14 protein-coding genes are annotated in these 13,134 nt (G+C 41.6%); 7 read left to right on the top strand and 7 right to left on the bottom strand.

Features of this window, described 5'->3' with window-relative positions; all coding sequences use genetic code 11:
- Positions 1-40: 40 nt before the first annotated feature.
- From IGJ05_RS00640 to sfsA, 3 genes are read right to left on the bottom strand one after another with little or no spacing between them, the layout of a single operon-like run.
- A complete protein-coding gene (locus IGJ05_RS00640; protein WP_159160910.1) occupies positions 41-1,315 on the bottom strand; it encodes a DEAD/DEAH box helicase in 1,275 nt (424 codons plus the stop codon).
- 14 nt (positions 1,316-1,329) lie between these two features.
- Positions 1,330-2,331, bottom strand: a complete 1,002-nt coding sequence (locus IGJ05_RS00635; RefSeq protein WP_081116266.1) for a Gfo/Idh/MocA family protein — start codon at positions 2,329-2,331, stop codon at positions 1,330-1,332.
- An 18-nt stretch (positions 2,332-2,349) separates the two neighbouring features.
- Complete coding sequence (gene sfsA / locus IGJ05_RS00630; protein WP_060792906.1) at positions 2,350-3,075, bottom strand: DNA/RNA nuclease SfsA; 726 nt, start codon at positions 3,073-3,075, stop codon at positions 2,350-2,352.
- 183 nt (positions 3,076-3,258) lie between these two features.
- On the opposite strand from sfsA, the gene IGJ05_RS00625 reads away from it, so the two are divergent.
- The 3 genes from IGJ05_RS00625 to IGJ05_RS00615 all read left to right on the top strand — a co-directional run bounded on the left by IGJ05_RS00625 (position 3,259) and on the right by IGJ05_RS00615 (position 5,562).
- A complete protein-coding gene (locus IGJ05_RS00625) occupies positions 3,259-3,603 on the top strand; it encodes a DUF4828 domain-containing protein (protein ID WP_016610747.1) in 345 nt (114 codons plus the stop codon).
- Positions 3,604-3,817: 214 nt separating this feature from the next.
- A complete protein-coding gene (locus IGJ05_RS00620) occupies positions 3,818-3,982 on the top strand; it encodes a hypothetical protein (RefSeq protein WP_005229460.1) in 165 nt (54 codons plus the stop codon).
- Positions 3,983-4,227: 245 nt separating this feature from the next.
- Complete coding sequence (locus IGJ05_RS00615) at positions 4,228-5,562, top strand: serine hydrolase (protein WP_010749328.1); 1,335 nt, start codon at positions 4,228-4,230, stop codon at positions 5,560-5,562.
- Between the two features lie 53 nt (positions 5,563-5,615).
- Here IGJ05_RS00615 and IGJ05_RS00610 read toward each other — a convergent pair whose 3' ends face one another.
- Positions 5,616-6,128 (bottom strand): GyrI-like domain-containing protein, encoded by a 513-nt coding sequence (locus IGJ05_RS00610; RefSeq protein ID WP_010749327.1) that lies wholly within the window; start codon positions 6,126-6,128, stop codon positions 5,616-5,618.
- 124 nt (positions 6,129-6,252) lie between these two features.
- On the opposite strand from IGJ05_RS00610, the gene IGJ05_RS00605 reads away from it, so the two are divergent.
- Positions 6,253-7,452 carry a YdcF family protein gene (locus IGJ05_RS00605; protein WP_016610745.1) on the top strand — a complete coding sequence of 400 codons (1,200 nt, stop codon included), beginning with the start codon at positions 6,253-6,255 and terminating at the stop codon, positions 7,450-7,452.
- A gap of 48 nt (positions 7,453-7,500) precedes the next feature.
- Here the strand turns inward: IGJ05_RS00605 and IGJ05_RS00600 are convergent, their stop codons facing one another.
- Together IGJ05_RS00600 and IGJ05_RS00595 are read right to left on the bottom strand one after the other, a co-directional pair.
- Positions 7,501-8,010, bottom strand: a complete 510-nt coding sequence (locus tag IGJ05_RS00600) for an HD domain-containing protein (protein WP_005229452.1) — start codon at positions 8,008-8,010, stop codon at positions 7,501-7,503.
- Between the two features lie 123 nt (positions 8,011-8,133).
- Complete coding sequence (locus IGJ05_RS00595) at positions 8,134-8,895, bottom strand: TrmH family RNA methyltransferase (RefSeq protein ID WP_074933054.1); 762 nt, start codon at positions 8,893-8,895, stop codon at positions 8,134-8,136.
- A 95-nt stretch (positions 8,896-8,990) separates the two neighbouring features.
- On the opposite strand from IGJ05_RS00595, the gene IGJ05_RS00590 reads away from it, so the two are divergent.
- The 3 genes from IGJ05_RS00590 to IGJ05_RS00580 all read left to right on the top strand — a co-directional run bounded on the left by IGJ05_RS00590 (position 8,991) and on the right by IGJ05_RS00580 (position 11,371).
- Entirely contained in the window at positions 8,991-9,269 is a 279-nt protein-coding gene (locus tag IGJ05_RS00590) for an acylphosphatase (RefSeq protein ID WP_266167331.1), read from the top strand.
- 124 nt (positions 9,270-9,393) lie between these two features.
- Positions 9,394-10,323, top strand: coding sequence for a membrane protein insertase YidC (gene yidC / locus IGJ05_RS00585; RefSeq protein ID WP_010749323.1), 930 nt, complete (start codon positions 9,394-9,396; stop codon positions 10,321-10,323).
- A 106-nt stretch (positions 10,324-10,429) separates the two neighbouring features.
- Positions 10,430-11,371 carry an AEC family transporter gene (locus IGJ05_RS00580; protein WP_010749322.1) on the top strand — a complete coding sequence of 314 codons (942 nt, stop codon included), beginning with the start codon at positions 10,430-10,432 and terminating at the stop codon, positions 11,369-11,371.
- 311 nt (positions 11,372-11,682) lie between these two features.
- On the opposite strand, the gene IGJ05_RS00575 is transcribed toward IGJ05_RS00580, so the two are convergent.
- A protein-coding gene (locus IGJ05_RS00575) for an IS3 family transposase (protein ID WP_438724977.1) occupies positions 11,683-13,094 on the bottom strand; the annotation gives its coding sequence in 2 pieces (ribosomal slippage) (positions 11,683-12,626 and positions 12,626-13,094; 1,413 coding nt in all).
- Between the last annotated feature and the right edge of the window lie 40 nt (positions 13,095-13,134).

Below are 13,134 nucleotides of genomic sequence, written 5' to 3'. Positions count from 1 at the left end.
ACTAATAATAAACAACGTTAATGGTAACACAAAAAGACGCTCAATGGCGTCTTTTTCCTTTGTCTTTTTGCTTTTTCGTCTTTTTCTTGCTCTTTTTAACAGGAGTGTGTAAATTTTCTGGCGTTTTCTTGGAAATTTTCTGCACACTTGTTGTTTTCATTTCTTTCTTGCTTTCTTTTTCGACAACAGGTGCTTCTGTGTGTAACTGTCCCCCATGCAGATAGACTTCCTTGAGTTCTATGGACAACTGATTCGCGATTTTTTTCAAATCCTTCAACGAATGGTCTTGAACGATCGTAACGACAGTTCCTTCTTTGCCCATTCTTCCAACGCGTCCTGCGCGGTGTAAATAGGATTCTTTTTCTAAAGGGACTTCTGTATTGATCACGTAAGGCAGATCCACGACATCTAAGCCGCGAGAGGCGACATCGGTCGTCAATAGTTCCACTAGTTTTCCTTGACGAAAGCTCTCTAATGCACCTTTTCGTGCAAGTTTGTTTTGATCAGATGCCAGAGAGGCCACCGGCAAGCCATGAAACAATAGCTTTTCTTCCGCATTCCCCATTGTGCTTAATTCATTGAAGAAAACCAAGGCTTGAAAGTTTGGTAAATGAGCAAAGCGTCTTAAAGCATCCACGATTCGTCGTTGCGGATAGTTCAAATAGTAATGATGGATGACGCCTTTGCTCTGATCTTCTTGGGTAACATCAATGATCAGCGGCTCTTTTGACACGAATGGTCGAATCTCATCGATCACTTCGTTCGCGGTTGCTGAAAAGAAACTACGCTGGATTTGTTTTGGTAATGTTTGATTGATCTTGGCTGCCAGGGTGAAGGCACCCTCTTTCAATAATTGGTCAACCTCATCCAATACCAACGATTGCAGCTGCTGGGTCTTGATTTTTTTGGCTTTGATCAACTCTAACACACGGCCTGGGGTACCGATCAAGACCTCGGGTTTGTCTTTTAGTTTTTCCACTTGGCGTTTTGTACTTGCGCCGCCAATTAGCGGCAGAACGGTCAAACCAATGGCTTGGGCCCATTCCCTTGCTACTTCTGTGACTTGCATCGCTAATTCTTGTGAAGAAGTCAAAATCAACAGCTGATTGCCTTGCTTTTTTTCAACCTTCGTTAACAATGGCAAGAGATACGCCAAAGTTTTACCTGAACCGGTCGGTGAGATTCCTATGACAGACGCGCCGTCTTTTAAAGGACCAAAGGTTTTTTCTTGGATCAAGGACGGTGCGTGATACCCAGCCGCTTGCCATTTTTCCTGCCAGACGTCTGGCAATTGTGTCAATTCAAATACTGTCATAAATGTTCCATTCCTTATTTTTTATCTGCATCAAAAATGATGTCGGCCTGCTTACGCATCAAAGAGACGGTTTCATTGACACTGCGGGCAAGTTCCACCCATTCCTCATAGCGTTGTCCTTGTTTAGGATCATCTTTGTTTTCAATGATGTCTGCAAAGTCTTGCGCTTCTTCGATCATCGGATTGTCTAAAGCAGCGACTGCTAATGGATGCGTTTGTTTTGTTTGGCGTTCATAAAATGCTGCTTCTTCAATAGCATTGACGGCATTCAAATCTAATGTCCCGTCTTCAAAATAAATTTCTGATCGTAACTCTGAATCAGCGATTTTGCCTGTTTGGATCGTGACATCAAAATCAGCATAGCGTAGCACAGCAGTCCCGATACCATCTACACCAGTCGGTAATTTACGGGCAAAATAATGAACATCTTGCGGTTTGCCAAACCAAGCAACCGCCGCATATACTGGATACACACCCAAGTCGGCTAAAGCTCCGCCAGAAAAATGTGGAGAAAAGATATTTGGTTCCTCCCCAGCTAGTACAGCGTCATAACGAGACGAGTATTTCATATAAGAAAAGTTCGCCCCAAGAATGGCACCGCGTGTGGGTAAGAATTCGGCTACGGTTGAAAAACTCGCTTCATGAATGTTGCGAGCTGCTTCAAAGAATAAAACCTGTTGTTGGTTTGCTAGGTCAATGATCTCCGCCATTTCTTCAGGCGTTGAAAAGGCTGGCTTTTCCACAATGACATTTTTTCCTGCCAAAATACCTTGCTTGGCTTGTTCAAAGTGCAAACTGTTCGGAGAAGCGATATAGACCGTGTCCATATGAGCTAAGCCAAAAAAAGTGGCCAAATCGGTCGCATATTCGATGTCCCCGTATTTTTCCCCAAAGCGTTGCGCTGTGGCTAATTTCCTTGAGTATACGGCTACCAATTGATACCGTTTGGTTTCGTGGGCTGCTTGTACAAATTGATCGGTGATCCAATTTGTGCCGATAATCCCTAAATGAATCATGTGTTTTCCTTCTTTCTTCTATAGATTGGGGTCGTCAAATTCGACGTTCAAATCAAAAGGGATCGGTTCTTTGACCGCGATCATCCCTTGGTTTACCTGGCAATTATAAGCAAACACTTCGACACCTTTGCTTTGCGCTTCAGCGATCTTATCGGCCAGATCCGGCTGCATCTGTCGATGGATTGTGGCGCTTTGCACCACTTCAAATTGGATCATGAACAAAACCGCCGCATAATAGCCTGCTTCTTTGGCATGGATCAATTCATTGACGTGTTTCAAGCCGCGAATCGTTGGCGCATCTGGGAAGGCGCCGATTTGCTTGTTTTCAAGTGTCATCCCTTTAATTTCTATAAACCCTTTTTCTTGTTCGTCTGTTTCAAAATAAAGATCAAACTTAGACATCCCATAGACGACTTCACGCCGCAAGAGGGCAATTTTCCCTTTGATATTTGGCAACTGGATCGTGCCATCCAAAAGGCCTTCATAGCCTAACCGATTGGGTACTTGACTATCAATATTGATCCATTGGTCTTCTTTCTTGACTGAGATCAAATCGTAATTGGTTTTACGTTTCGGATTGTCCCAATATTGGAGGGTCACGAGTGCCCCTTTGTGCAATAGTTCTTTTCCTCGTCCCGTATTTTTCACATGGACGATCACTTCTTGCCCATCGACTAGACATCGGGCAATGAATCGGTTGTCGCGAACGAGAAACGTGGCTAAGAGGGTATTCGGATAATTCATTTTCTCACCTGCTCTTTTGAATCATAGCATATTTTGATAAAAACTTCTAAACTTCAAACTAAAGTACCATGCTTTTTTACCTTCTCATGGTATACTTATGGCAATTATTTTCTAGTGTGCAGAAGCGGGCATCTTGTTCACAAGGTGCAACTAGATGAATCGTAAGTGATAGGACGTGTATAAATGAAGAAAAGGTCTCTATTGATTGGTTTATCTCTAGCAACGGGCGTGGTCAGCTCCTTGCTGTTGCGAAAGGAAAAACAAAAAAATGAAAACCGCCAAAATTTCATTGGAAATTGGCGTTTTACTTCAAAGACAAAAGAAGATGTCATTTTAGAAATTGCCAATGATTATTCATTGACCATCGAAGGCAAACCGTTGCCTGTTTCCATTGTTGAACTGACTCCGATGCGATTAGTGTTACTGGACACATTTGGCTATCATTTAGTCCTGGAACAAAAAGGCTCCGTTATTACTTTATATGATGAAGCAGAAGATTGCCACTATTCTTTGACAAAAATCGCCTAAGGGACATGAGAAGATCGAGTTCATGTTTTCTTCACATTTTCTTCGGTCAATTCTCAGACTTTTTATCAGCATTTCCTGGCAATCCATGCTATCATTAACTTAACAAGTGGTTGAACAAGGTGTTCCGTTGAGTGATGTTTGATCGTTCATAGATTAAGGTGTAGGTTCGATTCCTACCTTCCACATTTATTTTAAACAGAAAGAAGGGATTTTTATGTTAACGACCTTTATTTCACTCTTTTCCATCTTTGCTTTAGCTGCGTTACTAGCTGGGACATTCTTTTTAGCAAAATTGGCCATGCAACAAGAAACGAGAGCAGTGAAAGTTCCCGTCAGAGCCCAAAACCAAAACCCGAGAATCCATTCCAATCGTCGCTAAGTGAAATCGTTTGACCCGATGTCAATTCAGAAAAACTTGTCTTCTTTATTAAATAGGAAGGCAAGTTTTTTTTGCTGTCTGTTGCCCTTAGGTCTTCTAGTTTGAAATGGTTTAACAACGCCCATTCCCCCTTTGAGCGGTCTTCTCGCAATTAAATGCTAAGTTTTCTCTTAGAGTATTGCAACAGCGGATACTCTTTGTTAAAATTTTTGCTTAGATACAACTTAAAAGGAGCTACTACATATATGCAGAAAATAACCAAGTTCGGGTATTCCTTCGTTGCTGCTTTGGCAATCCTCTTTGCTGCTGTCGGCATCCCCCTCGTTTCATATGCTGATGATACAGCAATGAGCATCGAAGAGATCCAAGATTTTTCGATTGACGCCAAAGCCGCCTACTCCATTGATTTTGACACAGGGAAAGTGTTGTATGATCAAGATGGCGAGACAGCCATGGGTATTGCCTCCATCACCAAGATCATCAGTCTCTACCTTGTCGCTGAGCAAGTAGAACAAGGAACGATCGCTTGGGATGATCCTGTGCCGATTTCCGATTATGCCGCAAATCTCAGCGTGTCCCCTAACTTATCAAATGTCCCTTTGCATCAAGACGTTACCTATACAGTAAAAGATTTGTATGATGCCAGTTATATCCAATCTGCAAATGCTGCAATCGTCGCGCTCGCGGAGCTGATTGCTGGGTCTGAAAGTGCCTTTGTGGATTTAATGCAAGAAAAAGTGCAATCATGGGGCATCACCGATGCAAAGATCGTCAATGCTTCTGGCTTAAACAATGCTTATCTAGGGGAAAATATTTACCCAGGATCAACTTCAACTGATGAAAACGAACTATCCGCAAAAGATGTGGCATTGATTGCCCGTCATTTGTTACAAGACTTTCCAGATGTTTTGGAAGTAACCAGTCTTTCAACAAAACAATTTGGTGAAGGTTCCTATTCGCCTGTCGAGATGGTCAATTGGAACTGGATGCTTCCAGGTTTTACGAATACGAAAGATGGTGTCGACGGTCTGAAGACTGGTACGACAGATATGGCAGGCGCCTGCTTTGTCGGAACCGCCGTTAAAGATGGCCAACGAATCATCACCGTGGTGCTAAACGTCAATGGTCATGCAGAAAATCCTAGTGTTCGTTTTATTGAAACAGGCCGTTTGATGGATTACTCGTTTGACGCTTGGGAACAAGTAGAGATTTTACCAGAAAATGCGCAACTAGAAGATACCCAGACGGTTGCAGTCAAAGATGGGAAAGAATTGAGTGTGCCCGTTGCCTTAAATCAAGGTTTGACCTTATGGGTACGTGGAGATATGGATGCCACCGCCTTTGAAACAACCATTGACTTTAATGAGCATTATCGTGATTCTGCCCTGCAAGCGCCATTGACTGAGGGCACAGAAGTCGGTACCGTAAGTGCTTCGATTCCAGCTGATACGCTTGGTTATATTGATGATTCCGATCATGACGAGACTGCAGGATTGATCACAACACAAACGGTGGAAAAAGCCAACATCTTTGTTCGTGCTTGGCGCGGCGTGTCCAACTTTTTCAGTAATCTTTTTTAACCTAAACGAAAAAATCTGTCCGAAGCAAAGACTGCTTCTCGGACAGATTTTTTTTATTCTACTGTTTCCACCGTTGCTGTTGCCAATGGTTCTACAGGGAAAAACAATTCAACTTCCCCCTCCTTAAAATGAGGAAGATACCTTTCTTGGATGGCTGCTGACAACTGGACGTTGTTTTCTGGTAAAACTTCCATCAGCATTTTTTCAGTCATCATCGTTAAGTTTTTTTCATCCGTTTTTACAACGAGATAGGTCATTGCGGGCATTTCCCAACGGACCCAACCGACAGGAGGAAAATTTTCTGTCTGGACTTGAACGCCTGCCAAGTAGCGACCGGTTTCTTGCCAAGGCTCTAACCAATTGGTGCCATCACTCATCAAGCCCCAAAACTCCAGTTCTTCTGCCTTTTGATCACTTACGAGAAATTCGATCTCTTCAAAATCCTTTGTTGCAAGTTCCCAGAGCGCTGGTACCCAAGAAGCACCTTCTTCTGCTAACCCCTTGCCCTCTTTTCCAATCACATAAAAAGCGGGTCGTTCGACGCGAATCACTTCACCTAATTGCATGTTCCTTCCTCCTTCTTTCCTTCATTTTAGCGAATTGCAAGAAATTCAGCAACTTTGACCTTAGCAACAAGCAATTTCTGCCATTTTTCGGTATACTAAGTGTATCGTTAAAGGAGTGAAAAACATGGATTTTACGCAATTGCTGATTTTTGCCATCAGCTATGTGTCGGGCGTGATCGTCGTTCAAAAATGGCGCAAGAAAAAAGATGATCCGGATATTTTCTTTTTTGAATGTTGTTGGACGATTCTAGCCCTGCTAATTTATTTAGCTGTCTCAGAATTACGGACAGGTAGTTTCTTTATTCTGATACCCGTCGCCTTCGCCGGCCTTTTTTTATTTTCTTATCGGCGCAACAAGCACCAACTTGTAAATGGCTTGCTTTTTAATTTGTTCGTGCTGGCTTTTGGCGGCTACTTAGTCATTAATTTATACCGAACCCAAGACATACTCGTAGGTGGTCTACTCGCTGTATTACTGGCAATCTTCGTTGCTGTACTATTATTCGGTTTGGCAACACTCGTGGTCTTTCTTTACTGGAATTCCATTATCGTATTACGAAGAGAATCGCGATCGATCGCCAATTTGTTAACCCTGATCTTAGCGGTGGTTTTGACCGTTTTACTATTTTCAGATACCCTTTTGCACTTTTTCCCAGATTGGATCCGAACCTTATTCGGCATTGTTCCCCTAAGTCTTTTGTATCTGTTTGTAGTCTTTTTGAACTTTTTATCCATTTCAGTCATTTATCAGTTCAACCATCCTCGCTATAATCAGGACTTTATCATCGTCTTAGGTGCAGGCCTTTTGAATGGCACCACGGTCTCCCCTTTATTGGCAAAACGCATCAATACAGCGATCTCGTTCTACGAATCGCAATTTAAAGCGAAAAAAACCGCGCCTCGATTACTGATGTCAGGCGGACAAGGAAGCGATGAGCAGCTGCCGGAAGCTGTTGCTATGAAAGAATATGCGATTGCCCAAGGCGTACCAGAAGGTGAGATTTTAGTGGAAACAAATTCCACGACTACTTATGAAAACATGAAATTTTCGAAAGAAATCATGGATTCGCTTAAGCCAAACGGCTACAAAGCAATCTTTGCCTCAAACAATTACCATATTTTTCGTGCTGGTCTCTATGCAGATCAAGCCCAACTTAAAGCGGATGGTATCGGAGCACCTACTGCCTTTTACTATTTACCGAATGCCTTTTTAAGAGAATTTGTGGCAATCCTTTTTATGCACAAAAGACGACATTTAACGGTATTGATCACCTTACTGATTCTCTATGCAGGTGCAGCGATCCTCCAACTTATTTTTGGCTAAACAAACAAAAAAAGTTCTTTGAACCAGTTGGTTCGAAGAACTTTTTTCTTATTGAATCGTGCGATGTTTCTTCCAGAAGCGTTGTTGCCATTTTTCTTTCATGCTGTCTGTAAGGGGTTCTGATGCTTCTTTGATCGCACAATATTTGTCCACCATCGTGACGATATAGCTTTCTTTATAGCGTGGCGGTGCAATCGTTGCTCCCCACATATGTTTCAAGATGATATCTTTTTCTAGATCACTAAGTTCAGTGATTTTTTCGGCATTTTTTACTGCGATTCGTGGATGCATGTACGCATGGGTACCTTCGTCAAACTTTGTAGTACGCCAATCGTAATAAAATAAATCATGAAGGAGTCCTGCACGAGCTGTTGCACGAGCATCGCCGCCCCATTTCTTGGCTAATTTGTAACTATAATAAGAGACGCTGATCGAATGTTCCAAACGTGTGGAGTTCATATGCTGCACAAAATTGGCTAATTTTTTTACAGCTTCTGTTTCTAACAGGTCAGCCACGTAAGACATATATTCGCTATCTTCTTGCCATTTTTCTGTCATAAATTTTTGTCTGCCACCTTTTTTGATCTGCTTGATTGTTACAAGACAAAGTATAGCACCTATTCCTGCAAGTTTCTAGGTGAGGTGCAATAGATTCAAATAGTTTAACAGTTCCTTAAAAATCTAGCTGACAGCAAAATACATCAAAATACCTGCCGCAATGGCGACGTTCAATGATTCCGCCTGACCATAGATAGGAATATATAGATTTTTATCGGTCAATGCCAACAGTTCCTGATTGACCCCTTGCCCCTCGTTGCCTAAAATGAAGGCAGCCGCTTGTTCTTTAGGAAGCTCGGTATAAGGGACTGCTTCTTTGTTTAACTCGGTACCATAAATCGCCACACCAGCTGCCTGCAGCTGCTTTAAAAATGGTGGGATCGCTCCTTCTACGATCGGCAGATGATAGTTGCTACCTTGCATGCTGCGCAAGACTTTCGTGCTGTAGAGATCGGCTGTTCCTTCGCCGAGAAAAACCCCGCTGAATCCAGCGGCATCCGCTGTTCGAATCATGGTGCCAACGTTTCCAGGATCTTGCACATTATCTAAAATCAGCCAATTGCCCGTCAGTGTCTGTAAGTCTTGTTCTTGTTTTTCCACCACGGCAAAAATCCCTTGTGGTGTTGGCAAATCAGAAAGCATCGCTGCGATCTCCTCTGTGATCAAATAGCTTTCTTCCTGATAATCATCGAGTTGCCCGTTGGCTTCACTTAACCCTCGCGGGGTCACCAACAATGCTTTGATGGGTACTTGTGCATGCAATGCTTCTTGCACCAAATGCCAGCCATCGATCAAATAGGTATTGGTTTGTGTCCGATGTTTTTTTTGTGTTAGTTTTTTGATTTCCTTGATAAAGGTATTTTTTTTCGATTGAATTTCTTTCATCTTGTCACCTCGATTCATTATAGCATGAGTCAATCGATCTAACTTGTTCTTTTACTGAAAAAACGCTATCATATAAAGCAGAGGAGGGATTGTCCATGAAGAAACTACGAATCCATGTGCAAGGACGTGTCCAAGGCGTCGGCTTTCGTTATACCACAAAAATGCTTGCCGATCAGTTGGGCGTCACCGGATCTGTAAAAAACGAAGCGGATGGTTCTGTTTCGATTGAAGCAATTGGCGATGACAAAGCCATCGATGCCTTTGTTGCTGGGGTTAAGGATTCTCCTTCACCCACTGGGAAAGTAAATCAGATCGACATCCAACCAGACGATGCTATCAAAGAGCGTCGGAGTTTTGATGTAGTGTACTATTAACAATTGAATGTTTTCTAAGTCGAAAGATTGATTTTTCAATGAATTTCTCTTTGTACATTGAAATAGTCGGTCTTTTTTAGTATAGTTATTTTTGTCTAAATTTATTGTGAAGAGGAAGAATAGAATGTCTAAAATGAATAAATGGCTGCTTTCATCAGGATTATTTGGCCTGTTATTAGCATTATCAGGCTGTGTCAGTACCAATGCTGATGGTACGCCGAAAGAAACAGGAATGATTTATCGCTTTTTGGTGAAACCATTAGGGGATATGATCACGATGCTCGTAGAAAACTTCAACTGGTCTTACGGCTGGGCGATCATCGCCGTAACGATCGTTGTCCGTGTCATTATCTTACCATTAGGGATCCATCAGTCTCGAAAAACGATGGTTCAAAGTGAAAAAATGCAGTTTCTGAAACCTCAAGTGGATATTGCGCAAGCCAATTTGAAAAAAGCAACCACTCGGGAAGAACAAATGCAAGCGCAAGCGGAGATGCAAAAAATTTACTCTGAAAACAACGTCAGTATGTTTGGCGGTATCGGATGTCTCCCTTTGCTGATTCAGATGCCGATCTTCTCTGCTCTTTATTTCACCGCTCGTTACACACAAGGAATCCAAAACTCTGAATTCTTTGGCGTATCATTAGGCGACCCCAGCATACTCTTTGTGGCGATTGCTGGTCTTTCCTACTTGGCACAAGGATATATCTCAACCATCGGGATTCCTGAGGAACAGAAAAAAACGATGAAAACCATGTTGATCGTTTCTCCATTGATGATCGTTTTCATGTCCATGAGTGCACCAGCTGGTGTGACACTTTACTGGGTAGTTGGTGGGGTCTTCAGTTGTATCCAAACGTTTATCACGAATGTCATCATGAAACCAAAAATTCGTGCCCAAGTCGAAGCGGAAATGAAAGCAAATCCGCCTAAAACGGTAGTTACGCCTCGTAAAGACGTAACGCCTGAAAAAACAGAAGCTGTCAAAAAAGCGTTGAACACGACAAAGCCTAACGGAAAAGGTCGTAACGCTGGCAAGCAGCAACGGAAGTAATTCTTGACCAAATCGCTCATTGGGCGGTTTGGTTTTTTGTTGTTTTCAAATGGGAATCAGTTGCTTCTTCTATTGCCTTTCGCTATAGTAAATGAGAGGTGAGCGCATGTTTCAAGCATATATCAATATTTTTGTCATTTTCAGTCTCATGTTTATCGGTTATTGGTTGTCTTACAAACAATGGTTTTCTAATCGAACCGCCGATACGTTTTCAAAACTGGTGTTAAATGTCTCATTACCCGCCAATATGTTTTTGACGATCATTAAAAACTTTACGAAAGACGAGTTTCTCTCATTAGTTTCCGGGATGATCATCCCTTTGCTTTCCATGATGATCACTTACTTCGCTGGTTATTTATGGCGCCGTTTCGCGCAAGTTGAAACCAAACACCAAGGGGCATTTTCCGCCATGTTTACCTTTTCCAATACGATCTTCATCGGCTTACCGATCAATTTAGCCATTTTTGGTGAAAAAGCCGTTCCCTATGTGTTGTTGTACTACATCGTAAATACGACATTATTTTGGACCATCGGTATTTTTGAGTTAGCAAAAGATAACCCCGATTTCGGCGAAGCCCGCATTTCCTTTCATCCATTGGTCATGCTAAAAAAGATTTTTTCGCCAGCCTTGATTGGTTTCATTATCGGCTTGATCTGGATGCTGTTCACATTACCACTGCCCTCCTTTGTTGATGGACTTGGAAGCTACCTAGCAGATTTAACGACGCCTCTATCAATGTTTATTATCGGGATCATCGTGTACTTTGGCGGGCTCAAGAACTTGCGAATGACCAAAGACATTGCTGGTGTCTTGTTTGGTCGCTTCATTCTTTCACCCCTCGTTGTCTGGCTATTAAGCAGGATCATCCCTGTTCCTGAACTGATGCTTTCTGTGTTTATTATCCAAGCCTCCATGCCCGTCCAAAACTCTGTCCCGATCCTTGTACGAAACTACCAAGGGGATGAAGAATTTGCAACTTCATGTCTAGGCTATTCCGTCTTACTGTACATGGTGTATCTGCCTGTTTTGCTTTTTTTCTTTTTTTAGCTAGTTAACGAACTTTGTCGAAAAATACTCGTTACCAAGGGCATTCGCTTCTTTCGGTAACGAGTATTTTTCTTCTCTTTGTATGGTAAAGGTTCGATTGATTCGCTGTCCAAGCGGCAACTCCCTTATGATTTGTCACTATAGACCACGATTTTTCTGATTTTCGCCAGATTGTGGCTGCTTAGGTTACCTTCATAAACAAGACAAAAAAAGCCCATCATGCAGAAACTAGCTATATGTAGTGACCCCAAAAAGTTAGACTTTTATGGAGTGGAGAAATCCACTCCTTTTTTGTACGATAAAATTAACTGTTAGACAGCTGTTTTTACAGCTTCTCGAAACTGAACCGGACTTCGCCAATTTAATTTCTTTTTGATGCGTTTATGGTTGTAATAATAGATATATTGGTCAATTTTTGTTTTCAATTCATCTAAACTCCGATAGACTTCTCCATGAAAAATCTCTTGCTTTAATAAACCAAAGAAGTTTTCCATAGGTGAGTTATCTAAACAATTCCCTTTACGAGACATACTCTGGAAGATTTTATGCTGCTTCAATTTATTCTTATAAGCATTCATTTGATAGGCCCATCCTTGATCTGAATGGAAGGTTCTACGAAATGGACAATCATTTGTCATCTGGATTGCTTCTTCTAATCCTTCCATTATGGCTAGTGCGTTTGGTTTTTCAGAAATCCGATAAGATAGAATTTCACTATTGTAGAAATCCATGAAAGGATCTAAATACAGCTTTTTCTGACGAACGACACCTGTGGTGTCTACTTCATAATACTTAAACTCTGTGGTATCAGTTGTAATTTTTTGGTGACAGATATTTGTATAAAACCGACGATGAATACGATTTTTGGCGACATTGCCAACCTTCCCACGATAAGAATTGTACCGTCGAGATTTTCGAGTGTAAGAATTTACTTCGATACCTAGTTTTTTTATCAGACGTTGAATCTTCTTTTTATTGACATGAATCCCTTGATTCTCTAATTCTTTTTTTAGTCGCAGACAGCCATAGTCTTTATGCTCCTTGCGAATTTCAATCATTTTTTCTTCAATTTCTTGGTCTGGGTTTGGTCTGTCAAACCGTTTCTGCCAATACATATAGGTTGCTTTAGGAAATTTCAATGTTTCAAGAAGCTCAACTAGTTTGAATGATCCTCGGAGGCTGGCGATGATTCGTGCGATTGATTCTTGCGTCTTTGCTGGGCTTCCTGTTTTCGCAGCTTCCTCAACTCTTTTAAAAAGGCATTCTCAATTTGAAGGGATCGGACTTGCTTTTCTAATGCCTTGATACGATCGCGTTCTTCAGTTGTTGTATTTTCTTTTTTGTTCTCTTTTTTTCTAGCCAAAGTAAGTGGTCGCCCTTTCTCTTTTGAGATCCCCTCAATACCTGCTTCTCTGAAATTACGCATCCAATTGGCAATAAGCGCAGGGTTGTTCATTTCTAAAGTGCTGGCAACTTCTCGATAGGACATCTCACTTGTTTGATATAACTCTATCGCATTTAACTTAAATTGAACAGAATATTTCTGATTTTGATGCTTTCTCAATAGACCTTCCTCTCCGTATTCACGATAGGCATTCACCCAATCACTTACTTGAGACTTGCTTGAAATACCGTATTTATTGGCAAGATGCCGATATCCACCCACACCACTAAGATATTCTTTAACGATTTTTAGTTTTAATTCAAAAGGATATTTTGCCATACAAATAGCGACCCCCAAAAGTTAGATTTTTGGTCTAACT

It is taken from the genome of Enterococcus sp. AZ167, assembly GCF_051714025.1.
GTDB lineage: Bacteria > Bacillota > Bacilli > Lactobacillales > Enterococcaceae > Enterococcus_D > Enterococcus_D casseliflavus.
Note: the sequence above shows the minus strand (reverse complement) of the source record. Positions and strands in the feature narration are given on the sequence as shown.